The organism is Yersinia hibernica, from assembly GCF_004124235.1.
In the GTDB taxonomy this organism is placed as follows: domain Bacteria; phylum Pseudomonadota; class Gammaproteobacteria; order Enterobacterales; family Enterobacteriaceae; genus Yersinia; species Yersinia hibernica.
The window spans coordinates 3184031-3207972 of the sequence record NZ_CP032487.1 but is presented as its reverse complement, the minus strand read 5'-3'; the positions used below and the strand labels follow the sequence as shown (position 1 = coordinate 3207972).

The window sequence follows — 23942 nt, the reverse complement described above, 5'->3', positions numbered from 1 at the left end:
TGATTAAAAATTATTTTACCATTAATGTTTATTTTGCTGGTTGCCATGCACCGGACTCAATGCCAGCAACCAAATTATTGACGGCTTCACGGATAGCCAAATCCAGCACTTTACCATTCAAGGTCGAGTCGTAACTTGCTGTTCCGCCAAAACCGATCACTTCGCGGTTGGAGAGTTCATACTCGCCAGCGCCTTGTGAAGAGAACACCACTTCAGAGGTTTTCACATTGATGATATTCAGATTCACTTTGGCATAGGCAATCTGAGATTTACCCCGACCCAAAATGCCAAATAACTGACGATCGCCCGTCTCTTTGCGACCAAACTCGGTCACATCACCGGTCACGACATATGTCGCACCTTTCAATTGCTGGCTTTGCCCTGAAATGGCCGCTTCGGTTTTCAGCTCTTCCATATTGGTGCGCTCTAATACGTTAAAGCGGCCAGTTTGTTGTAAGTGTGTCACTAGAATGGTTTTTGACTGGTTCCCCAAACGATCGACACCATCGGAGAATATCCCGCTCATATAGCTTGAACGGTTGTCAAATTTACCCACAGAAATAGGGCTGCGTGGGCCGTTATATTGCGTGCCGTAAGAGGCGACTTTCGCCACTTCTAACGACCGCGAGGACTCAGAGGCACATCCACTTAATAAAAATGCGGTTATTAAGGTGGAGGCTAAAAATATTTGTTTCATCATAAAAGCACTATTCTCGATAAAAGATTGAACAATTATATCTGATACCCTTGGCAGACCTGTTATGGAGCACTTAGGCAGCCAAAAGACTCAGACGGTTAAGCAGGTTACTATTGGGTCTCTTTTTTATTAGAAATACATATTAAATCAAAAAGATAAAAAATGTCATTATTAGGCAAAGCCAGTTCCCTACATCAGTGTGAGTTCACCGCACTATTAGCCGAACCATCTCTACTCTGAGAAGCGGCGAGAGGCAGGAGGATTTATTTTCGACAGGTGTAGTGGTCAAGTAAAACTGGCCAAGGCTTTAGAGTTTTTCCAGAACAATCTTTCTGATTCATTTGGCGTCAAACCACCATTATATTGATGAGGTCTGAGCTGGCTGTAATATCCCGTTATGTAATTCGTTATCGCTGTGCTGGCTTCGCTAAAATTCACGTAACCGTTATCCGGCACCCACTCCGTTTTCAGACTTCTAAAAAAATGCTCCAGCGGGCTATTATCCCAGGAACTCAGGCTTTGCTTTATTTTATATCTCCACAGTAACTGCCTGAAATTCCTATTGGTATAGTGGCTGCATTGATCCGAGTGATACAGTAAATTAGCCAGCTTATCGCCATGCGAGTATGAAAATCAGTGGAAAGAGGCTATAAGGATGTCCTGATTTTGTGAGCCACTACATATGCTTATTGTTTTAATATAGTAATATCCTGATCTCTTCCCAAGGCAACCACTTCACAGTTAGTCTCATCAAATGATCCTAATATCATAAAAATGACCCCATTATTTGACCAAAAGAAATCCATCCATTCAGTTTCTGAGGTCATATTTCTTTCATCATCCTTTGATATGTCGGAATGGGTGAAAGCAAAAAATATTTTTTTTTCAGAGTTTAGTATATCTTTTAGGCAAGCGAGTAAATGCAGCGGACAATGACATACACCAGAGAGTATTAAACCGTTAGGAGTACAAGCTATAAAACTCTCCTTGTTTAACAAGAAATCAATGTCATAACCTCTTGACTTCAGCAATCCCCAAGTTTTTTTGTATCGAACAATAGCCGAATCTGGTTGAAAACTTGATAACTGTAAATGTATATAAATAGTTACATTTGAACTGTTACGAGTCAATTTTTTTAGCATCTCGCTTAAAAGATGGATAGCGCCGTCTTTACGACTTACATTTGGTAGTTCCCAGCTCACAGCTGCAACATTTCGTCTGGGTATACCTAATACGTGAAAATTGGCTATTTCATTTTGATTATTTATATTCTCAGCATATCTGACAATAGTATCAATAGTCATAGTGATTACCTTGTGCATCATTGAAATGAGAGCCTCTATTCTGGGTATCTTGTTCACCAAAGAAATGTCCACCAGCATCATCTCTAATTTGTATAGTCTGAGTACCTCCACCAGGTTTAGGAACATCAAACTCATATATTTGACCAGGCTGAGGATTACCGCGTTTATCTACATTAGGTAAAACCCTATCTGGTGATTGGCTTACAGGGATTCCAGACTGCCGTTTAGCTTCATTAAATGCACCAGCCCTACCAGCATCCTCTGGAGATAAATTAGCAGGGCGGCTGCCTTCTGATGTATATGCCAAATCGTCCTTGTTTTGTTCGGCAACGGGGGTACTTGTCGTATTCCCTCCAGTATTTGGCTTGCCATCCATATTACCAGTATTGGTAGCACCATTCTCGCCACTTTTATCTGGTGTCACCAATGCCGTTCCCTTGTTTTGATCGGGCGCAGGATTTATCAGCTTACCGCCTGTGGGATCATCAACTGGAGTTGGGAATACAGTAATTAAACCCTTACTATTTTTTAATTCTTCGTAAGCTGCTCGCTCGGAAGGTGACAGTTTATCTATCTGTTCTTGATCACCTGACATTGCAGCCAGCATAACATTGGTTTTCTGTACTCCAGAAAGTTCTTCAATCGCCGATGTGGCAACACCAACACCGATGAGAGCACCAAATCCAAGGTCTATGACCGCTTTGCTACAAACGGCTATCTCTGCACAAGCGGCTGCACCGGTACGCAAGATAGCAAGGTTATTATTCTCAAGCGCATTCTTCCCAGCTTGCGCTCCGGCAACTGCGTCAGCGGTGCTGTCACCCGTCAAGCCTCCCGCCAGCCCTGCTGCTAATGTGCCCAGTGCACTGATGGTCTGTTTCTGTTCTTCGCTCAGTTCATTGCGTGGGATATCGGGATAAAGCTGCTGTGCGATAAATTCACCCATTAATGCACCAGATGCCCCTGACAGCGCATTATTACCATTTACCTGCGCCATAACAGCACCCAATACCGCGTGTGCCATCAGGTTAGCTTCGGTGTTCACCTTACCCGTGACCGGGTCAGTAGTCATATTGTGAATAACTTCTGCCAGATACGGTGCAGAGGCTCCCGCCAGCGCTTTCGCCATATCTCCGCCAGCCAAACCTTGGATAGCCGCAGTTGCTGCCTGCGCCGCCTGCTGGAATTTACCCCCTGTGCCATAGCCTGACTCATTGAACGCCTGATCATAAGCCGTTTTATAAACCTGCCCGTTGATATCCTCAGCCGTTGCAACTTTACCCGGATTGGCTTTCTCCCACTGTGCTTTGGCGTCTACCTTATCTTTTTCACTCACATCCAGCATTTTTTCATTCGCCGCTTTGGTGGCGATAATTTTCCCTTGCGTCCGAATAACATCACTGACCTGGCTGCCTATCTCACCTATCAGCTGCGCTTCCCGCAGGCGGTTTTGCTCTTTCTCTTTGTCGAAAATAGGCGACAGGGCGTTGTTGGCGTGCTCGACATCGCGACTCAGGTCATCAACATTTTGCTGTTGCTTCTCGGTATCACGAATGGTGATGGTGCCATCGGAGACTGCCGCATGGGTGATGCTATCGGCGTGACCTTCATTGTTGACGCCCGTCAGCAAGCCGTTGGCCATATTACCGGTAAACTGACCGCCGATATTGCCGCCGGTGCTGATGCCCACACTTTGATGCTCAACCTTGAAATCGGCTTTATTTTCAATATCACTGAAGCCCAGCGTGCCAGTATCCAGTGTGTTTTTATCGGCGGTAGCGGTGGAGCCAATCACTGCGCCGTCAAGCTGAGTATGCTCGCCGACAGTGATATCAAAGCCGCCTTTGCCTGCAAAAATGCCGGTCTGTTCCTGCACCGAATCAAAGTTGCTGTGCATCTTGTCCTGGCTGGCATTGATGCTGGCGCTGCCGGTCATCGAACCGAAATTGAAGCTGCCACCGACACTGGCGTCTTGCTGCTTCGAATCGTAACGGTCGCTGTCTTGCTGGCTTTGCAGCAACAGAGGCAGAAGAGCATTAACTTGTTGATCTATAAAATAAAATCACAGCCTTAATGCCGGGATTTTTTGTTTAGATTAATTCATATTTTGCTTTTACTTCACTAACTATGCGATGTACTTCATCCTTAGATAAAATAACTTCATGTACCTCAAGGTTGTTATAGTTTTTCCACTCATAACCTTCAGTATCATTACCATCTAAGTAGCTAACCTGAGCAGCTAATATTCTCACTTCACCCATAAAACCAACAGAAAATACATAACACGTATCATTTTCTAAATTATATGTCGAAGCTTGGTAACGATAATCCTCCTCAAAATCATTTGATACCTCAGCATCCGGATCTAATAGATTAGGAAGCATTGCACTCATTATTTTTGAGAAAGAATCTAATTTTTCCGCTTTAAATAAATACTCATTTTCAGGAACGGTAATCAAAGCATTATCATCCGACAAACAACTGATATCACCGCTTAAAGTAGCCACGCTTGCATAATCAGGAAAAAATTTTCCATCAATAATGAAGTGAAATAGACCATTTTTGTATCCACCTTCTGAACTCCAGAGCGGCACATAGTCCATTAAAATTGCGAACTTATTTGGATCACCAAAAACCATAATCACCACCCCTTCTTAGGTAGGTCTAACTGTTTTTTAACATCCGATGGGATTGTGTTTTTATTTAACGGTGCCGATTTGTCACCTGTACTACCTGACCAATGCCAAGTTCCATCATTTGTATTTGTAAATTGATGAACATTACCTTCTGCATCTTTCGCGTACATTTTTTTCCCACTAGCAACTGATGATCCAAATAGATCCATCGAGTTTTTAGGTTCTGTTCCAGCTTTAAAGCTATAACCTGGTTGCCCCGGTGTATGTTTAGGATTGGACTGATAATTCAGTCCATTAGCTGCAGGAGTCGAATTAGGCTTAGGCAATGAGCTGCCTTTCGGCCCTTTGGCTGCAATCAGCGCAGGCACAGTAGCCGCCATTGCTGCCGCTGTATCCTTGTCCAGTCCCAGAGCTTCGAATTTCTGTTGCCACCCTAAACTGGCAATCGTCCCCTCGGCTTCCATGCCAGAGCTGTACACCGCTGACAGGTAGTTCTTGAACTCGCTAGGCAACTTGCCATCAGCGTCCAACTGCTTGATGGCTTGATCGAATACATCCCACTGATCAACCAGATAACCGTACTTATCCGCACATTGATCAGGCTGACTGTTACAGAACTCCAGCATTTCCTTTTGTTGTTTCAGGTTGGTATCTACCATATCCTGAATCACCTGCTGACAGGCTGCACCCTCACACGTCCTGGCTTTCTGCGCTAAGTTATCAAGTTGAGTCACACTCAGGAAGTTATTCTCCACTGTATGCTATTTTATCTTATTCAGAGCTATGCGGGATGTCGTTAGTAATTCCGCTATGCTTTCTTTGCTGTAATATGCATATATGCTCGGCAGGTATAATCTTTCAAAAGCCATATTACCGTCATATTTATCAATGAATGCAGGTGTTCCATCCTTAAAATAGCCAAATGCAATCTCTTTATCTTTAAATAGCGAACTGTTATTTAATTCGCTGCGCTTTGATTCACGCAGTTCAGCAGATGAATTTGCCCAAGCGATGAAGTCTTCAAATAATATCATGTTGTCTTTATAGTTTTTTTGGGATACCCATCCCATGCCACCGACACTCCGGTAAGTCCTTCCATGATTTACCCAAAATGTAAATTGTGAATTATATCTAATGACGAGCATTGCACCGCCTGATGTATTTGGCAGAGGGCTGAACTCATGTTTGGTTTCATTGTATTTTTTGTAAGTTATATCAGTATTGTAATACTTATGAGTAATATTGCCACAACCTAAAAGTAGCATCCCTCCCAACAGAGAAAGTAGAGCTCGAACATACTTGAAACGCTGCATTTTTTATATCCTGTAAGCCAAAAATTGGCGATTCTCATGGGGCAGGGGTTACTTTGTCAAGGCTGAAATCTGTGGCTCTGTCGCATTAACGTAAGAAGTTAGCAAAAGTGGCGCTGCGAGTTATTTAGGCAGCCAACAGATAAAATTGTTCATGTTGGAGAGCATGAAAAATCGTGGGTCAATGATTAAATATTCCCATTAATGACGGCATAAAAAATGTGGCTTCCCCCACGTCTTTTTATGCCATTCTCGTCTGTTATCCTCTTTAGTTTAATAACTTTATAATATTAGCAATAGGTTCAATCAAATAGTCATTATATTCACTTACGGGCTTACTTTCATCTAAAGAAACCGCATAAATTTGCTCTAAAGTAAACCAATTTTCATGAAAGCACTGTTTCCATTCAATATTTACATTTTGTAAACAATCTAGCAAAGCCCTCAGTTTATTAATTAAAGTAATTAGATCGAGCTCTTTTTTTTCATAGCTATCTACCAACTCTTTCATGAGACTAATCTGTCTCATATCATAATCAGTCACAAGAAAATCAGTTATTTTTATCATTGTTTTATTAGCCCAAAATCAACAGTCACTATCCGACCAGTATTTTCATTAACTATTATCGTAATATTATTCACTTTATCATGGTATGCCGTAGTTCCTGGTGCTTTTCCCTTAACTGCATTTTCAGGTTTGATAGCATTTTCTACAACACTTGGTGTAATCCCTTGTTTTTGCATACGATCTAAAGCATGTCCTGAAAATTGCCTATCGTTAATAGTAGTTGGTTTATTAGATCCATCTTGAACTTTGAGCACATTTCCTTTTGAGCCTGTAGGTGTTTTGGCTGATATGCCACTACCACGAATACCTCCGCCCTCTATCAACGGGTCTCTACATGCGAGTGGATCAAGGCCACAGCCCTTTTTATTACCCAGCGCATTATTCTCAACCGCATTCTTCCCAGCCTGCGCACCCGCAACCGTATCAGCGGTGCTGTCACCGGTCAAGCCACCCGCCAGCCCTGCTGCCAGTGTTGCCAGTGCACTGACCGTCTGTTTCTGGTCTTCCGAGAGAGTGTTCTTATCCCAGCCCATCGCCGCGATAATCACCGGTGCCATCAGTTCTGCCGTTGCTGCACCCGCAGCGCCTGCCAATGCACTGTTACCACTGGCATAGGCAGTGACTGCACCCAGCACGGCGTGTGCCATGGCGTTAGCCGCCTGATTATCGCCGGTACTTTTCTTAATCACTTCCGCCAGATACGGTGCTGAGGCGCCCGCCAGTGCCTGCGCCATGTTACCGCCCGCTAGCCCCTGTATCGCTGCCGTCGCTGCTTGAATGCCTTGTTGCAGGGCACTGCCAGTGCCATAAGGGGCCATGGCGGTATTACGGATCTGATTGGTCAGTTGTTCTTCCGTTGGCGTCAGAATACCTTTTTGGGCCAGTGCCTCTTTCGCCGCCTGAATCGCTTCTGGGTCTTTCAGCGCTTTTTCTTCCGCTATTCTGCCCTGAGTGCGAACAATATCGCTGACCTGACCACCAATCTCGCCAATAAGCTGCGCTTCACGCAGCCGGTTCTGCTCTTTCTCTTTATCAAAGATAGGGCCGATACTGCCGTTGGCGTTGTCGGTATCGCGACTCAGGTCATCGACATTCTGCTGCTGTTTATCGGTATCGCGAATAGTGATAGTGCCATCAGCGATGGCTGCTTGCGTCGTGCCCTCGGCATGACCATCATTGCCCAGACCCGACAGCACCACGCCGCCCAGATTACTCAGCAGGTCAGACCCCACCGGGCCACCGGTACTCAGGCTGCCGCCCTGATGCTCGGCCTTGAAATCGGCTTTGTTTTCGATGTTACTGAAGCCCAGCGTACCGGTATCCAGACTGTTTTTGCTCTTGTCGGCGGTGCTGGCAATCACGGCACCATCCAACTGGGTATGTTCACCAACGGTGATATCAAAGCCACCTTTGCCTGCGAAGATACCGGTCTGCTCCTGCACCGAGTCATAATTGCTGTGCAGCTTGTCCTGACTCATACTCAGATTGGCTGAACCGCCTCCGGTCACCGCGACACTGATACCGCCGCTGGTACTGGTCTGCTTCGAATCATAGTTATCACTGTCCTGCTGGCTTTGCAGCAACAGGTCACGGCCGACATCCACCTTGACAGTCTCGCCACTCGCCTGAGCGCCCACTAATGAGGTATCACGGCCGCTGCTGAGCGACAGTGTGCCGCCCGTGTCAATCTGTGTTTCCGTCCAGGTCGTACCGTTACCGTGCTCATTGCCTTGTCCTTTGTTGGCATTGGCAAAGATACTCAGGCCACTACTGGCGCCATTTAACCCTACACTGACGCCAACACTGCCGCCGCTGCTGCTGTTACTGCCGTCAGTTTTTTGTGTATTGGCCGCGCCGAGTAGCAACACATCACGAGCCGCATCCAGAGTGGTATCGCCACCGGCTTTGAGTTGGCTGCCCTGCACCACGATATCGCCGTTCGTTGGGTTGCCATCACCGGTTGCGTTGATGGTTAGATTATTGCCCGCCGTCAGGGTCGAACCGGTCACGCTGGTCTGTTCCTGATGCTGCTGTGAGGAGGATTTTTGTGAGCCTAATGAGGCGCTGACGCCGAACATGCTGGTGGCATCGCCTCCCTGCGCCTGCACCAACTGCCCGCCTTGCACCGCCTGTACACCACTCAGCGCCGCTTTGACACCTTGCAATGCCGCCAGTCGGCCATTGCTTTCTTCACTGGCATCTTTGGCGGTGGTCACCGCGGTGTTCAGGGCGCTGCCGACTGCGCCAGACAGGGCTAGTGTCAGGCCGCTCGATTTTTGCTCGACACTGTGGGTTTGGCTACTTTGGTTCTCTGCCGCCAGAATACTGACGTTTTTCCCGGTCAGATTGATATCTTTACCGGCTAACACATCAGAACCTTTTACCGTCAGGTCTTCACCGGCAGTCATGTTGACATTGCCCAGTACGCTGCCGACGGTGCTGCCGACATTGGAAATTGATTGACCGGTGTCGGTGACTTTGGTGCTGTTGCTGCCGACCGTGACCCCAATACCGCCGGTGCTCATCAGGCCAGATTTTTTCTGCTCATACAGGTGAGACTCGCTTTCACTCTGCTGCGCGGTGCCGACGATAATGTTCTCTTGCGCCCGCAGATTGATATCGTTGTCGGCCACCACATTACTGCCCATGACCGCGATATTTTTACCACTGACATCGATAGAGCCGGCTGACAGCATGGAGCCTACCGCCCAGGTTTGACTAATACTGTCTTCGGTGCGGGTGGTGGTGCTGGAGGCCAGACCTTTTTTAGTGCCGGTATGATTGCGCTGTTCATCATGTTGCTCAGTCTGGGTGGTGAGGGTGATATCGCCGCCCGCCGCCAGCTTTAGCGCACCGTCGGTTTGTATCGCGCTGGCGCTGAGGGTGATGTCTTGCGCCGCCTGTAAATTGATGTCGCCCTTGGCATTCAACTGGCTGCCACGCAGGGTTTCATCATAGAGTTCCACTGAGCTGGCATGGCGCTTGCTCGAAGATTCACCGGTCACTTGCAGGCTGTCCGCTGCGGCACTCAGGTTGATATTTTGTGCCTGCACATCAATAGTATCGGCATTAATATTGGCCCCCACGGCGGTCAGATTGTTGACGTTAGCGGTCAGCGCACCGCCAACATTCACTTCGCTGCCCAGATGGCGGATATGTTCACTGGTCGAGCTGCTACGGCCAGAATTCGCCGTTATCTGGTCGCGGGTCTCCACTGTATTGAGTAGCCAGTCGCCGCCGGTATTGACCTGCAAATCCTGGCCGACATTGAGGCCAGCGCCTTGCATGATAAAGTCACGTTCAGTATTGATAACCGCGTTGTTACTGACATTGATGCTCGCCAGCGGCCCCAGCACGGTTTGGTTGCGCTGGACAGCCCCATTATCGCTGCTGAGTTGCTCACTGGCGGTGCGCAAAATGATATCGCGGCCGCTGTCCAGTTGCAGGTTGGTGGCAGTTAATCGGCTGCCGGTCAGGTCAATATCACTGTTCAGTGTACTGAGTAACATATTGCCACCGGCCTGAAGTAAGCCGCCACGGTTATTGAGTGTGATGTCTTGCGCCATGCTGAGGTTCAGGTTATTGGTGGCGATCATCGCCCCTGAGTTATTGAACCCCTGCATATCGGTTAACGTGATATTCTCTGCTGCAATCAATGATCCGTTAGCCTGTAGGTCACCCGGCTTCACGCCCGCCAAATAGACCACCGGCACCAGCACGGTTTGCCCGGCGACTTCACGGCTTTCCATCAGCACGATATTGGTGGTTAATGCCGCCATTTGTTCAGCACTGAGGTGAGTACCAAGGGCAATATTGAACGCTTTGCTGTACTCCAGGCCCGCCGCAAAGAGTGCTTCGAACTGTTCCTGCGCACTACGGTAATCATTGGCCACAGCCTGGCCGGTCAACGCCAGCACCTGGTCGCGTACTAAACGCTGTTCATAGGCGTTATCTCCCAACCGTTTGAATATCACATTCGGGTCATTATTCAATTGCTGGAGAAGGTAGTCTGATCCGCGCCAGTTATTCAGGTTGGCAAAGGCAGGATTCGTTTCTATCAGATACTGGCTGTTGACGGTGTAGTCAGTACTGAACTGATACAGCCCACCATTAGGTTGTGTCAGGGAGATACCGTTAAATTCGACAGCCAGATCTTTGCCAGTATTGCTGCTCCCTCCGGGAGGCGTAACAGCACCGGGGTTGGCCCCATTATTGATAGTGCTCCCGCTGCCACTGATGGTTTTTGCGGTGAGGCTGGAGGCGTATTGGTTGGTCGCCTGTTCACTCACCTCCGGACCCCAAGCGGTACCCCATAAATCACCTTTATAGGTACGATAACGCCACACGCCTGTGGAGGTTGTTCTTTCGATCAGCCGTTGCGCATTCCCCCAACCATCTTGTTGCACAGTGACACCGGTCAGATCAATCTCGCCTTGCGCACTGACTTTACTCCAGTAGTTTTCCAGTGTGCCGACTTGAGCGGTCAAGTTCCCGCCAGCCAATAGTTGCGCTTCAGGGCTGATGTTATCGATGCTGTTATAGGCGATAGTCGACGTATAATCTGTGCCGATATAATCGCTGTTCATCGAGCCACCATGAGGGGGCTCAGCATAGCGTCCCCCCGGAATATCGGGGTTATCTTCCGTCCAATAAGCCGAGCCATTCACCGTGTCGGCCACGACAAAATCACTGTTAGCGGTGAGAATATGGCGGCGATTGGTCAGCGTATTGGCGTAAACCAGCAGATCTTTGCCTGACTCAATTAAGCCAGAGATATTGAGTACCTGAGCAGCTTGCTGGTAGAGGCCATTACTGTCTAAAACGCCAGCCAGAATGACGTTACCCATCCCTAAAATGGTGGTCGTTGGCGCCGTGTCGGTGTCAGTGACGGTATCACTGTTTTCAATCACCGGTGCTAGCAAGGCTAAGGTGCCATTCTCATCGGTGGCACCCATCAGGGCGTTAGGGCCGGAATTGGTGATACGCTCACGTGCTTGGAGAGTGGCTTCGGCACTGATCAGGGTGCCGGTATTGAATAGGGTGTTAACGTCAGTATTGAGCAGGCCGCTGGTCAAGATATCGCCGCTATTTATCAATGCGCCCACAGCTTTGAGATCGGTTTGCGTTGCAATAATCGTGCCGCTATTCAGTAAGCTGTTTGAGTCGGTGCTGAGTTTGCCACCCGCGAGCATTTGCCCGCTATTGGTCACATCGCCAGCGGTGGTCAAAGTGAAATCACGCCCAGCTTGAAGGGTAGAACCCGCCAGATGGTTGAAATCGCTCTGTAATTGAATGCTCAGATCCTCGCTGGCCGTTATCTTGCCTGCGTGGTTGTCCAACTGACCCAGATTCAACGACATGGTGTTCGCCGCCAATGTGCCGCTCTGGTTATCGAGGGTTTGACCGGCATTCGTGTTGGCATTGATGGTCAGTGCGCCAAGGGATGTGATATTGGCGCGTTGCGTGCTGATATCGCCCTGAGTGGCAGTGATGTTTATCTCACGGGCTTGCGTGTAGCTGTCACTCAGATCAACCCGGCTGCCCGCTAACGTCATGGCGCCTGCGGCGATGGTTTGCCCTTGTGCGATTAATTCTTGCCGGGTGGTGACTTTCAGATTGCCTGCATCCATCAGGCGACCATCACTTTGCACACCCGCGCCCAATAGGCTGCTACGATCGCTGTCTAGGCGCTGCGCATTGATGGCGATATTGCCCTTAGAGAGGAGGGTGCCGCCACGGTTATCCAGCGCACCGGCCAGATTCAGGTTAAAATCTGTTGCTCCCGTTTGCGCTATCACGCCGCCCACATTGGAGAGTGAATGAGTGTCGAGCGTCATTTGCTCGGCAACCAAACGGGCGCTGTCAGTGCGTAACATCAAGGCGGTCGAGGCGGACAGTTGGTTGGCCGACAAGTCTGCCCCCGTGAGATCGATATCCCCACCTTGGGCGGTCAGCGCCAAATCACTGCTTTGCGTTTGGCTGCCGCTGAGATCGAGACTTTGCCCGGTGAAGTGCTGCGCCGTCCCGCTAATATTCTTCCCTTGCGCGAGTAACTTTCCGCTGGCCTCAACACGCAGTGTGCCGCTGGTAATGCGGCTGTTGTCGGATTTAACGCCCGCCCCTAAGACGGAGTGGCGGCTGCTATTGACTTCAGCGGCGCGCAGCGAAGTGTCACCGGCGGCGGCAAGGGTACCGGTGTTACTGAGTTTGCCTGCCGTGGTGAGTTGGGTGTTGCCCTGCGCATACAGCACCCCCGCGTTTTCTATCTCGCCAGTGGTCTTCACCGTCAGTTGTTGGGCGCTGTTGATCTGCCCGCTGTTGACCAGCATGCCATCGGCGGTTATCGTGATATCACCCGCTGAAGCCCCTATCTTTCCGGCATTGCGCACGCCGACACCGCTTTCAGTACCGATCAGGCGAATTTTACCGGCGTACATGCCGCCCAAACTGGCGACATCCACTGCCACGGTAGGGCGCGGGCTGCCATCGCTGGCTTTGGCATTAATGGCCTGATGCGCGGCATCCACCTGATTACGCCCGGTGGTGACATTCAGTTCTTTGGCCCAAATACCGGCATTCACTTTGACGGAGCGCGCGATCAGATCGGTATGGTCCTGACGGCTGCTGTCCAGACCGTTGCCCTGAATAACAATTTCGCCCCGTTCGACATCGTAGCCGGTCAGTTGGCCGTTATTGAGTTGCACCTGACCGGTGGTCAGCGTGGCGCGGTTGGCGTTGATAAAGCCGCAGCCTTCACAGGTAATGCCAGCGGGGTTGGCAATCACCACCTGCGCTTTGCGCCCGGCCACCTCGATATAACCATTGAGCTTGCTGGGGTCGCGGCTATTAACCTCATTGAGAATAACGCTGGCTTCACCGCGCGCCAGCCACGGGTTACCGTCAACGACGCCGGCGATTTGCGTTTGATTGGGACCGTGGCCGTTATTGAGGATCACCCCGCGATTATCGACATCAAACTGGCTGTAGACGTTGCGAGAAACCCCGCCACTGCTGGGCGTTTGAATATTGACCTGTGGCGTACCGTTGGCGCTGTTGATAATGGTCGGCTGCTGGTTACCCGGTGCACTGGTATCGGCGACAATATTGGCCTGCACGGATAATGAGACGCAGCCCAATGCCAATAACAGGCTGAAGCTTAATGTTGATAAAGAACTGATACGGCGGCTCTGAGTATGACCCACACCTGACGAGGGCGACGAAGCCGCCCGACCGGAAGCCGCGATATCCGCGACCACCATCAACAGGCCTCGCGCCTTGTTGAATACGATTCGGTACAGGTTTTTATTCATGGTTCATTCTCAAAAAGTCAGGACTCATCAGGTACATTAGTATTGCCAGTTCAGGTTAAAGCCGAGGGTCACCGAGTCGGTTTTGAAGCCATCGGGTTTAGACAGGGGTTTACCGGCAAACAGGTCATATTGGGTATGAAACACGTGGCCACGCACACCGACAGCACCGCCCGCTAAGTGTTGGCCCAGCAGATAAGGGTCACTGCGACCACCCACCTCGCCATAATCAACACCGACATACAGCTCATGCCCTGGCAGCGGGGTATACCAGCCCAGATCATTGCGTACCGTCCAGCCGCGATCGGCATTGAGGGTGCGTTCGCCGTCAAACCCGCGCACTGACCAACGACCACCGATAGCGAACTGATCCTGCGGGGTCAGTGGCGTGTTGGTGCTCTGGCGCTGGTATTGCAGGTTGTAATGGAAGTTTTGTTGCTGGATCGTAAAAGGAATATCCAGTTGCGCATTCAGTCGCAGAATTTTGCTCAATGCAGTGGCTTCGCCAAAATATTCTTCCTGCGCCGGCACCGCGCCAAACCAGCGGGTGCCGCGCTGATAACTAATCCCCGCGTCCAGCGTGGACTGCGCGATAAAATGGCGATGTTGTAGCCCGACGCGCCAAGCCGAGGTGCGGCGGCGCTGGACTTCCACTTCGGTATCATTGATGTAGTTTTTCGATGAGCGGGTTAGCACATCGTAGGTGAAGGTGGTTTTCTGGCTGGCGTTGCGGTGCAGCAAACGGCTGAGTTGCAGCGTCACATTGTCGCTTTCACCCCGATAGTGATAGTCGCTGTTGAGGCCCGCGACAGTCTGGTGATAGTCATAACTGCTGGCAGTCAATCCGGCCGTCCAGTAGCCGAATGGCAGCGAGTAATGGCCGGTCAGGTTATTGGTGCCTTTATCGCCGCGATTTTTAATGGAGCCGCCGGCAGAAACATAGAACTGGTCACTCAGGGAGAGCGGATTATCCAGAAACAGCGTCGCCCCGCCTTGATAACGGCCGGTGCTGCGGGTGCCGGAGTCATCCAGTGACGCCGCCAGTCGCCACATTTTGCTCTGCTGCCAGCTCAGGGCAATATCCGTCTCACCGGGGGCATCGCCGGGGATCAACTCCATACTGGCTTGCACCGTGGGGATGCGCTGGAGATTCTCCAGCCCCTGTTCAATATCGCGCAGATCCAACAGGTGACCGGCGCGGGCAGGGAAGGCGGTGAACAGCGTGACATGGCGATCACTCTCGGGTGTCAGGGCCACATGGCGTATCTTGCCGGGCACCACGTGTAGCACCAGCGTGCCACGGTTCAAATCTTGCTGCGGAGCCAGCACGCGTGTGGTGACATAACCGTGGTCGATCAGGCGGTTCTGCATCTCGCTCATCAGCAGGTTAATGCCTTTCGCGCCCAAACAATGGCCTTGCGCCTGATTGGCGAGGCGTTGTAATGGCAGCCAGCGCGGCAAGGGCTCGGTACCCGTGAGTGTCACATGGTCAATCGCAAAGCAAGGTTTCTCGATGGGAAAAACCAGTCGGCCCAAAGACGCTGTGGGTTCGGATAAACGCACATCTGGCACTGAAGGCGAAAGGCGTTCTTCTAAAACACGTTGCCGTTCTTGTTGATGGATACTTTGCTGAGCAGAGGGTAATTCTGCAGAGTCGCTCGAAGACGAAATAATCAGCAGCGGGATGAATAAACCCGATGTTAATGGATAATAATAGGCACGCAGCACAGGGCACATCCTCATTGCCCGGCTGGGGCAGAATAATGGCTAAAATAATATTTCGGCGCATTATGCCCACATAAAAGTTATTTTCAATGTGTTTTCACGATATAAGAAAATACAAGAAATAACTCACATATTCCGTAGGATATATCATACGGAGAATAAGATATTTGTAAGAAATATCCGACTTAAAGGCATTTAATTGGTTTTTTATTTGAAGATTAAAACGAGGTTATTACTTCAAATTATAAATTATTTAGTATTAGTAATCGATGGTTGGTGAGTTTTTCATATTTCATGAGGTTTGTACTGCTTTGTATATTTCTCTATTTTTTTCGGTGTTGCAGATAAATATAAGCGACTTTGTCGATAAGTGACCAAACCAACCTTTATCCATTTACGGTAAGCCTTCTAGAGCCGAATAGTTATCACTATCCGGCTATGAAAAAAGAATTAAAGGCCAAATACAGCCTCAATTTCGGTCAAGTATTCAATGTGTTGATCATGCGGTAGAATCACTCTTTTTGAAGTGTGCATCTGATGGCTAAAGTTGACGTAAAATGCACGTTTTGTGAGCAAATCGAATCTGTTAAAAAGCATGGCCTGGGTAAGGCCAAACTTCAGCGCTATCGGTGCCAGTCGTGCTGCCGTACTTTCCAGCTCGATTATGCTTATCGCGCCTGCCAACCCGGCATGAAATCACAAATTGTCGACCTTGCAATGAACAATGCCGGTATTCGAGACACTGCCCGAGCTTTACATATCAGCATTAATGCCGTTGTGCGCACACTAAAAAACTCTCGCCGAGAGTTGTAACCACGCTTCCTCTGGATAACCTGCAAATTCAGCTTATCTGTGAAGTTGATGAAATGTGGTCGTTTGTTGGCAATAAAAAGCGTCAGCGTTGGCTGTGGTATGCATGGGAGCCTCGTCTCAAACGTATTGTTGCTCATGCTTTTGGGCGCAGGAGCAAAATGACGCAGTGCAAATTACTGGGTTTACTGTCGGGCTTCAGAGTCGCCTTCTGGTGTACAGACAACTTCAGTGCTTATGAGATGTTACCGGCTACAAAAGACATCACAGGTAAGCTTTACACCCAGCGGATTGAACGCGAAAACCTGAATCTTCGTAACCGGTTAAAACGACTGAATCGCAAAACGCCTGGGTACTCAAAATCGGCAGAAATGCATGACAAGATAATCGGCACGTTCATTGAGCGTGAGCATTACCTGCAATGACCCTATCTACACATTGAATACGTGACCCAAACCATTTATCTTCGTTGTGATCGGCAGGTATAAGCTCAACTTTGTCTGTCCAGAAAGAAGTAATATCAGCTAACTCAATGGCCTCTATACTATCAATTAATAGATGGTTCCTAGGGAACTCTGCACCATCTCTCAAAGGATCTAAATATTCATTTAATTTATTAATGAATTTAGATCTATTTATTTCACTAATGTATAGAATGGCAATTTCTCGGCTAGCTCTCCTAACTAAAGAACAAAGCTTAAAGTATGAATTATCGATTTTATCAATAGGGAGATCACAAAGTTCGAAACTGACGAGTTTTACGTAAATTCCACATTCATCAGTAATGGGAGGGACCTTTGGTTTCTCATCATAATGAACTAATATATGATTGTATTGACTTAATAATGATGTTCCATGGGGGATTCTATCTCTAGCCAAGATTTGTGGACTTCGACCTGTACTTCTCGAACGATAGTTTTCGGGAGAAACATATCCGTTTAATAAAATGTGCTGTTTACTGGTAGTCATTGCATCCCTTATTGTCTACTTTCCTGCCTACGTTTTATAGCCTTCACCAACAATTCAGTGGTTAGATTATTTCCATTATAAAGTACTGACTCTTTGGCAGCATCCTCACTGGCTCGGGTAATTGACCTGCCCCCAGGATTAAATACAACGCTCAGTTAGTAATGTCGGATCCTTCATTCTCAGAATTACCCTTTCTCCAGTCCGCCGCAAATTCAGACGGCGTCTGATAATTCAGCGTGGAGTGCGGGCGGCACTCGTTATAATCCTGACGCCATTCACTGATGGTTTTCCTGGCATGGCTGATCTCGCTGAACCAGTGTTCATTCAGGCATTCATCGCGAAAGCGTCCGTTGAAACTCTCAATAAATCCGTTCTGTGTCGGCTTGCCGGGCTGGATAAGTCGCAGCTCCACGCCACGCTCAAAGGCCCATTGATCGAGCGCGCGGCAGGTAAACTCCGGGCCCTGATCGGTCCTTATCGTAGCCGGATAGCCGCGAAATAGCGCAATGCTGTCCAGAATACGCGTGACCTGCACACCTGAAATCCCGAAGGCAACGGTCACCGTCAGGCACTCCTTCGTGAAGTCATCCACGCAGGTCAGGCACTTGATCCTGCGACCGGTGGCCAGCGCGTCCATGACGAAATCCATCGACCAGGTCAGATTAGGTGCCGCCGGGCGGAGCAGCGGCAGACGTTCTGTTGCCAGGCCTTTACGACGTCGTCTACGTTTTACTCCCAGGTCACTGAGATGATAAAGCCGGTACACGCGCTTGTGATTAACATGAAGCCCTTCGCGGCGCAGCAGCTGCCAGATGCGGCGGTAGCCAAAACGCCTGCGCTCCAGTGCCAGTTCGGTGATGCGTCCGGATAAATGTGCATCCGACGCCGGACGCTGCGCTTCGTAGCGGCAGGTCGACAGGGACAAACCTGTCAGCCTGCAGGCACGACGTTGCGACAGACCGGTCGCATCACACATCAACACCACGGCTTCCCGCTTCTGGTCTGTCGTCAGTACTTTCGGCCCAGGGCCACCTGAAGCGCCTCCTTATCCAGCATGGCTTCGGCAAGCAGCTTCTTGAGTCTGGCGTTCTCTTCCTCAAGTGACTTCAGGCGCTTAACCTCTGGCACCTCCATACCACCATATTTTTTACGCCAGGTGTAAAACGTGGCATCGGAAATGGCATGCTTGCGGCAGAGTTCACGGGCGGATACCCCGGCTTCAGCCTCGCGGAGAATACTGATGATCTGTTGGTCGGAAAAACGCTTCTTCATGGGGATGTCCTCATGTGGCTTATGAAGACATTACTAACATCGGGGTGTGTTAATCAACGGGGAGCAGGTCACAGTAGCCATAATTCCTCATAAACAACATGTATTACTAGCAGTGAAGTGTACTATAGATTCATGGGGTTCGACATCTATACCATGAAAAAGTAGGCCAGATTGACCTGCCCCCAGGATTTTGGAGTAGGGTCAAGATAAAGATAGAAGTTTTGCCTGTCGCGCGAGGTACGCTGTATCCTCCTGAGGAGCGTGACGTTGTTGACGCAGTAGAGGATGAATTCGGTTTTGCTACCATTCAGGTTGTCTCCCTTGCTGACCTTTATGGTGGTAAGCTTTGTGCCGCCATGGACAGGCAGCATCCCCGGGATTTTTATGACGTCAAAATACTACTCGAAACGCAGGGTATTGATCGCCACATCTTTAATGGTTTCATCACTTATCTACTGGGACACCCACGCCCATTATCAGAGGTACTAAATCCCCACTGGAAAGATATTTCTGAGCTATATGCGAATGAATTTAACGGAATGACATTCGATGCGGTCTCTCTGGAAGAACTCAATACGATACCCAAATTAATGGTTACTGCTCTCAAAGCACAATTCACGCAACGGGATTATGATTTTTTGATGTCTTTCAAAAGTGGCCAACCGGACTGGAGTCTAGCTCCTGAAGATCAGATTCAGAATCTACCAGCGGTTAAGTGGAAGTTGCAAAATATCGGGCGTATATCAAAAGATAAGCATATTCAGGCGTTGGCGAAGCTTGAGGCGGTTCTTGCCGAGTGGATAAAGTAGTTCAGAATTTTATCTGTACATTCACCTTTGGTGTCACTGTGCAGTGTTTTGTAAACTGCACGTACTAATCTGTCAAAATACAGCAGGGTAGTAACAACAGATAAATCAATTGGTTATGTAAGTGTAGGTTAAAACGTGGTTTTTATTAATTTTATCAAAATAATCTTTATTTATCAGTAGTAACACCCCAATACATCATCGGGGTGTGGGAATCTAGCTTCTCAGTATTATTCATGCGGTTATGTTTTCTAGTTAAGTCCTTTTTCCAGCCAATATACTAGCCCAGCAGCTTGAAAACTGACATACCTAAAAGCCAAGACCTTTCTCAAACCAAGCAGATAATCCCCTTAGTTTAAGGGGCTATGTGGCAATCTGCCCGCAGATGGGGTGATAGCTACTTGAACACCGGATTTTCGGGGAACAAAGCATGTGCTGTTTGGCGCAGTTGATGAGCTTGGGCGAGATCATTTTGATACTGAGTAATCATGATAAGGCTTTGATAAACATTCGGATCATTATGTAATTGAAGATATTGCTCTGCCCATACCCTGAACTGTGTCAGCAAGGCAGGGTCAGGGTTTTGGTTAAATTGCAGTAACAGATTGATATGCCGAATGTATTGATATCTTTCCCACTGAATATAGGGATTTATCAAATTATCTAATGGGTGCATGTCAACCAAACCGCGCCTTTCACTCAGAGTCAGTACCCGACCAGTTTTGAAGCCCGTGACCATAAATAGCAGAGTACATAATGCACCGAGCACAATCAGGCCATCCAACCAACGCCGCCATTGAGTGGCAGGATAAATGGTTGATGACAATATGTTCTCGGACATCATCAACCGGCCTAATAAGATAAGCACCAGCCAGTGAGCTGCAGATTGATAAAGAGGCAGTTCAGTCATCAGATGCAAAGCTATGGGTAAAGTCAGCACCCACAGAGGGAAAACTGCCCTTGGCTGAATCAATAGTGGCTTGATATAGCCAGCAGCCAATATCAGCATCCCCACCACAGCCACGATGCCGCCCTCGACCCATCCATAAAGCACTTCATTATGAGGGTGAGAAGGATAGGTATAGTGATTGGGTACCGCGCCGGCCTGCGCAAGTGTTTGGGCAAAGGCCGATTCAAAGTTGCCGTAACCCCAACCTTGCCATGGATGCTGCTGTATCATGCGCCAGGTGTATTCGAGTATTAGCCAGCGGTCTTTATTACTGCTGTCTTTTGATACCAGCTCACTGTCCATTAGGTGTTCTTGCAGATAAAAAGCGGCCAGTAAACTCAGTAGGCTGCACAGCCATAACCCGGCCATTTTGTGCTGACGCCAGTAATAGAGAGACAGCAATAACAGGGTTATCGCGCCACCAAGCCAGCCAATTCGTGACTGCAATAGCATTAGCATGCCGGGGAAAACCAGCAGAGTTAGGCCACTTATGCCACGAATCATTCGATTGCCCGATACCATAAACAGATAGGCTGCGATGGCATAACCGGTGGCCAGATAGCTGGCCAGGATATTGGTTTGCTGGAAAATGCCGTAAGGGCGCTCGGCAGTATCAAATTCCATCCAATTATTTGCTGTAAAAACAAACCATTGCAATAATGTCAGTATGGCTTGGCCCCAAGTCGACAGCAGTATGAGCAGCAGCCAGCCCCGCTGTGTACTCTGCTTGAACTGCAGCCGAAACAACCCAAGCAACAATATTATCCCGCCCCACAAGCCGAGAATTCGAGGTAACCAGGCTCCAACATGCGGCAACGATGCCGGCCACAACCCTGGGATCGTTATCATCAGCGCACCAAACAGTAACCACCGCTTACCCGGAGCATCTCCTGTCTCGGCCTCGTCATTTTGTGGCAAGTAGAGGGCTATTACCAACAGCGCCATCATCGCCCAGATGACAATGTTGTGGGGCAGGTGCAGCCCGGCTCCACCTCGATTGATTTCATAGTGCAGCATGGTGGCAAATGTGACAGCCATAAGCGCCAAAACAATAAAGTTAACGTTTTTCGCCGAAAGGTTCTGCTTAATGGGTTTGATAAATGATAATTTCATTATTTTCAAATGGTTACTTTGTTCTGACACTGAGTTCACTGCTATCGAGTTCACTCACTGATCGGTGCATTGAATAATAGATACTCAATAAAGGGGGCCAGATTTATTTTTCAGTCGGATGAGCAATAAACCAGCGTAATGAGTTCATCACTTTGGTCTCTGACATTTTCACCCTGTTTTCATCGACCAGCTTCATTAATACTAACCTTGCCGTATAAATATCCAGCTGCGCTTTGTCGGCAAGCTCTCTTGTCTTTGGCCAATTGATAACCGGGGGCGGCGATTCAATGAACTGTTCTTTTAGAAAATTACATTGTTCTTCTAATATACCCATGACTTCTTCTTTACGTTGATCCTTAGGTTTCATTTGTTAATTCCTTATGATGTTTATATTTTAAGATTATCTTATTTTTTATTTCTTATATTCTCACTGTGAGTTTTATATTTCCCACTTGGTTGTATGATTATTCTTACAATCAAAAAGAATATTCACACACAATGCGGTATATCATCTTATTTATTTTTGATTGTTTTTATAGTTGTTATTTTATCCCCTCGGTTTTTGATAGTCGAAAGTTAACGGTTAGACCCAAGTTATGTATCGAATAAGTATTTTCTTTAATTCCTATTGAAAATAAAAACCCTTGTTTTATCACGAAGGTAATCATTTTAATTTAAAGTAAATACACCATAAAATTCAATATCTTAAGTGTTTTTCTATATAGTGAAAACTCGCTGAAATTTGAAATTATAAAGGAATTGTAGAGGTTTAAATGTATTATTTTAAAGCTTTTTCTGCTTTAGGCGTTAAAATAACAAGAATTTAATGTCGATTATAATTTGACCTATGGAATAAGCAATCTTTAATTTCGAAAAAACGACTTTTAGCGATCTAATGTGTCGATTTTCTCATTTTTGTAGTTGTATATGTCGATGGTGCATTGTTTATCGATCAAAGTTATCGATATTATTGTTTTAAATTAGTTAATTAAGTTAAACACTCTGAATTTTAGTTGTTTGAATTAAATTGCTATGAACTTTAGCACTATATTTGTATTATCAGCGTCGAACAAAAAGGGCTCTATCGTTATTTAAATTTTTTATTAAGATGCAGGCATTCTTCAATGCTTCCATTTTGACTTTATGGCTCTGTGCAGTTCGCGGTTTATCTTTTCGTATCTTAACGATAAGAATCTGCATGAATTTTTATTTTTAAACTACTTCGATGCGGTATTTACCTTGATTCCATTAAGGTAAATCAGCGGGCAAAATTTTAATTGTGTATAAAGGAATCACGTAATGAAACTGAATAAAACTATCTTGGCTGCTGCTTTAGTATTAGGTTTTGCTTCTGTAGCTAATGCTGCTGATCAAGGTAAAGGCACTGTAACTTTCAACGGTTCTATCATTGATGCTCCATGCTCAATCGCCGCTAATGATGATAACCAAGTTGTTGAAATGGGCCAAATCTCTAACGTTGCTCTGCAGAACGGTGGCAAATCAACTCCTAAAGATTTCAAAATCAGATTGGAAAACTGTGACATCACTACTCTGAGCACTGTAACCACCACTTTCGGCGGTGCAGAATCAGCAGCAGTAGCTGGCCTGTTGGGGATCACTGGCGTAGCTGAAGGCGCTGGTATTGCAATCGTTGACGGTACTGGTTCTGTTATTACTTTGGGCCAACCAACTGCTGAACAGACTCTGATTGCTGGCAACAACACTCTGGCATTCTCTGCATACCTGCAAGGTAGCACTGCATCTGGCGCTGTAAAACCAGGTAGCTTCTCAAGCGTTGCTGACTTCACCCTGGCTTACCAATAAGCAACTCTTTTCTAATTGGGCATGCGGATTTTTCCGCATGTCTTTTCCTCTTGAGAAAGAGACATGTTGGATGAGCTAGGTGATTTATGTCCAGGTCATTTTTTTTGATAGTGCCTCCTTCCTTACTGATGGCGTCATTGCTGAGTTTGCCGGTAATGGCAGATCCCATGAAAACAGATTGGGGCCGCGTGAGTATGGAAGGAAGTATTACTGATACTGCATGTGCGATAGATCCGGGGAGTTTGGAACAGACCATTGATATGGCGACTTTGCCTATCGGTCAATTGGTTCAGAACGGCGTTGGAGATGAACACCCGTTTGAGATTCGTTTGTTGGATTGCACCATCGTCCACCCGGATCCCGACAAATCTAACCAGCAGCATTTTGTCGTGACATTTGATGGAGCGGCGGATGGTAATAATTTTGCGGTTAACGGTGATGCCGAAGGGATAGCAATGCAAATCATTGATGATAAAGGCAATGCTTCAACTCCTGGGGTGCAGTCACCGGAGATAAATATTATCCCTGCTGATATGAAACTCAATTATGCCCTGCGGTTAGTGGGCAATGGCAAGACGCTGCGTGCTGGAACTTATCATTCCAGCGTTCGTTTCAAATTGGATTATTACTGATTTCAATGAGTAAGGTGACA

Annotated in this window: 16 protein-coding genes and 3 pseudogenes; 4 read left to right on the top strand and 15 right to left on the bottom strand. The window is 47.7% G+C overall.

Annotation, left to right across the window (positions count from 1 at the left end; genetic code table 11):
* Positions 1 to 28 precede the first annotated feature (28 nt).
* From D5F51_RS15130 to D5F51_RS15085, 11 genes and pseudogenes are all read right to left on the bottom strand, one after another.
* On the bottom strand, positions 29 to 700 hold the full coding sequence (locus D5F51_RS15130) for a CsgG/HfaB family protein (RefSeq protein ID WP_129197637.1): 672 nt from the start codon (positions 698 to 700) through the stop codon (positions 29 to 31).
* Between the two features lie 282 nt (positions 701 to 982).
* Positions 983 to 1297: pseudogene (locus D5F51_RS15125) on the bottom strand (integrase core domain-containing protein); the annotation flags it as partial.
* Positions 1298 to 1383: 86 nt separating this feature from the next.
* Positions 1384 to 2001, bottom strand: coding sequence for a hypothetical protein (locus D5F51_RS15120; RefSeq protein WP_050878946.1), 618 nt, complete (start codon positions 1999 to 2001; stop codon positions 1384 to 1386).
* Complete coding sequence (locus tag D5F51_RS22930) at positions 1991 to 2596, bottom strand: HNH/endonuclease VII fold putative polymorphic toxin (protein WP_342770932.1); 606 nt, start codon at positions 2594 to 2596, stop codon at positions 1991 to 1993. The genes D5F51_RS15120 and D5F51_RS22930 overlap by 11 nt, the downstream gene beginning before the upstream one ends.
* Positions 2597 to 2752: 156 nt before the next feature.
* Positions 2753 to 4024 (bottom strand): annotated as a pseudogene (locus tag D5F51_RS22515) (VENN motif pre-toxin domain-containing protein); the annotation flags it as partial.
* A gap of 67 nt (positions 4025 to 4091) precedes the next feature.
* A complete protein-coding gene (locus D5F51_RS15110) occupies positions 4092 to 4640 on the bottom strand; it encodes an immunity 42 family protein (protein ID WP_129197633.1) in 549 nt (182 codons plus the stop codon).
* Between the two features lie 2 nt (positions 4641 to 4642).
* Positions 4643 to 5296: a hypothetical protein gene (locus D5F51_RS15105; RefSeq protein WP_129197631.1), complete on the bottom strand. Its 654-nt coding sequence runs from the start codon at positions 5294 to 5296 to the stop codon at positions 4643 to 4645.
* Positions 5297 to 5398: 102 nt separating this feature from the next.
* Positions 5399 to 5950 (bottom strand): hypothetical protein, encoded by a 552-nt coding sequence (locus D5F51_RS15100; protein WP_129197629.1) that lies wholly within the window; start codon positions 5948 to 5950, stop codon positions 5399 to 5401.
* Between the two features lie 265 nt (positions 5951 to 6215).
* Positions 6216 to 6515: a hypothetical protein gene (locus D5F51_RS15095; protein ID WP_162301751.1), complete on the bottom strand. Its 300-nt coding sequence runs from the start codon at positions 6513 to 6515 to the stop codon at positions 6216 to 6218.
* Complete coding sequence (locus D5F51_RS15090; RefSeq protein WP_281279610.1) at positions 6512 to 13825, bottom strand: hemagglutinin repeat-containing protein; 7314 nt, start codon at positions 13823 to 13825, stop codon at positions 6512 to 6514. Before D5F51_RS15090 ends, D5F51_RS15095 begins: the two co-directional genes overlap by 4 nt.
* Before the next feature lie 36 nt (positions 13826 to 13861).
* Positions 13862 to 15559 carry a ShlB/FhaC/HecB family hemolysin secretion/activation protein gene (locus tag D5F51_RS15085; RefSeq protein ID WP_162301750.1) on the bottom strand — a complete coding sequence of 566 codons (1698 nt, stop codon included), beginning with the start codon at positions 15557 to 15559 and terminating at the stop codon, positions 13862 to 13864.
* A 525-nt stretch (positions 15560 to 16084) separates the two neighbouring features.
* On the opposite strand from D5F51_RS15085, the gene D5F51_RS15080 reads away from it, so the two are divergent.
* Positions 16085 to 16782, top strand: a protein-coding gene (locus D5F51_RS15080; RefSeq protein ID WP_129197624.1) for an IS1 family transposase whose coding sequence is annotated in 2 segments (ribosomal slippage) — positions 16085 to 16334 and positions 16334 to 16782 — 699 coding nt in all. Because the reading frame shifts where the segments join, the coding sequence is not laid out codon by codon here.
* Here D5F51_RS15080 and D5F51_RS15075 read toward each other — a convergent pair.
* Together D5F51_RS15075 and D5F51_RS15065 are read right to left on the bottom strand one after the other, a co-directional pair.
* On the bottom strand, positions 16754 to 17326 hold the full coding sequence (locus D5F51_RS15075) for a hypothetical protein (RefSeq protein ID WP_245994806.1): 573 nt from the start codon (positions 17324 to 17326) through the stop codon (positions 16754 to 16756). The genes D5F51_RS15080 and D5F51_RS15075 overlap by 29 nt on opposite strands.
* 151 nt (positions 17327 to 17477) lie before the next feature.
* Positions 17478 to 18598, bottom strand: a protein-coding gene (locus D5F51_RS15065; protein ID WP_129197622.1) for an IS3 family transposase whose coding sequence is annotated in 2 segments (ribosomal slippage) — positions 17478 to 18340 and positions 18340 to 18598 — 1122 coding nt in all. Because the reading frame shifts where the segments join, the coding sequence is not laid out codon by codon here.
* Between the two features lie 203 nt (positions 18599 to 18801).
* Between D5F51_RS15065 and D5F51_RS15060 the strand changes: the two are divergent.
* Positions 18802 to 19407, top strand: a pseudogene (locus D5F51_RS15060) (nucleotidyl transferase AbiEii/AbiGii toxin family protein); the annotation flags it as partial.
* Between the two features lie 394 nt (positions 19408 to 19801).
* On the opposite strand, the gene D5F51_RS15055 reads toward D5F51_RS15060, so the two are convergent.
* Both D5F51_RS15055 and D5F51_RS15050 read right to left on the bottom strand, forming a co-directional pair.
* A complete protein-coding gene (locus D5F51_RS15055; protein ID WP_281279609.1) occupies positions 19802 to 21466 on the bottom strand; it encodes a PglL family O-oligosaccharyltransferase in 1665 nt (554 codons plus the stop codon).
* Between the two features lie 103 nt (positions 21467 to 21569).
* A complete protein-coding gene (locus D5F51_RS15050) occupies positions 21570 to 21833 on the bottom strand; it encodes a FaeA/PapI family transcriptional regulator (protein WP_025379424.1) in 264 nt (87 codons plus the stop codon).
* A gap of 932 nt (positions 21834 to 22765) precedes the next feature.
* Here D5F51_RS15050 and D5F51_RS15045 point away from each other — a divergent pair.
* A complete protein-coding gene (locus tag D5F51_RS15045; protein WP_025379423.1) occupies positions 22766 to 23290 on the top strand; it encodes a fimbrial protein in 525 nt (174 codons plus the stop codon).
* A 128-nt stretch (positions 23291 to 23418) separates the two neighbouring features.
* Entirely contained in the window at positions 23419 to 23922 is a 504-nt protein-coding gene (locus D5F51_RS15040; protein WP_162301854.1) for a fimbrial protein, read from the top strand.
* Positions 23923 to 23942 lie beyond the last annotated feature (20 nt).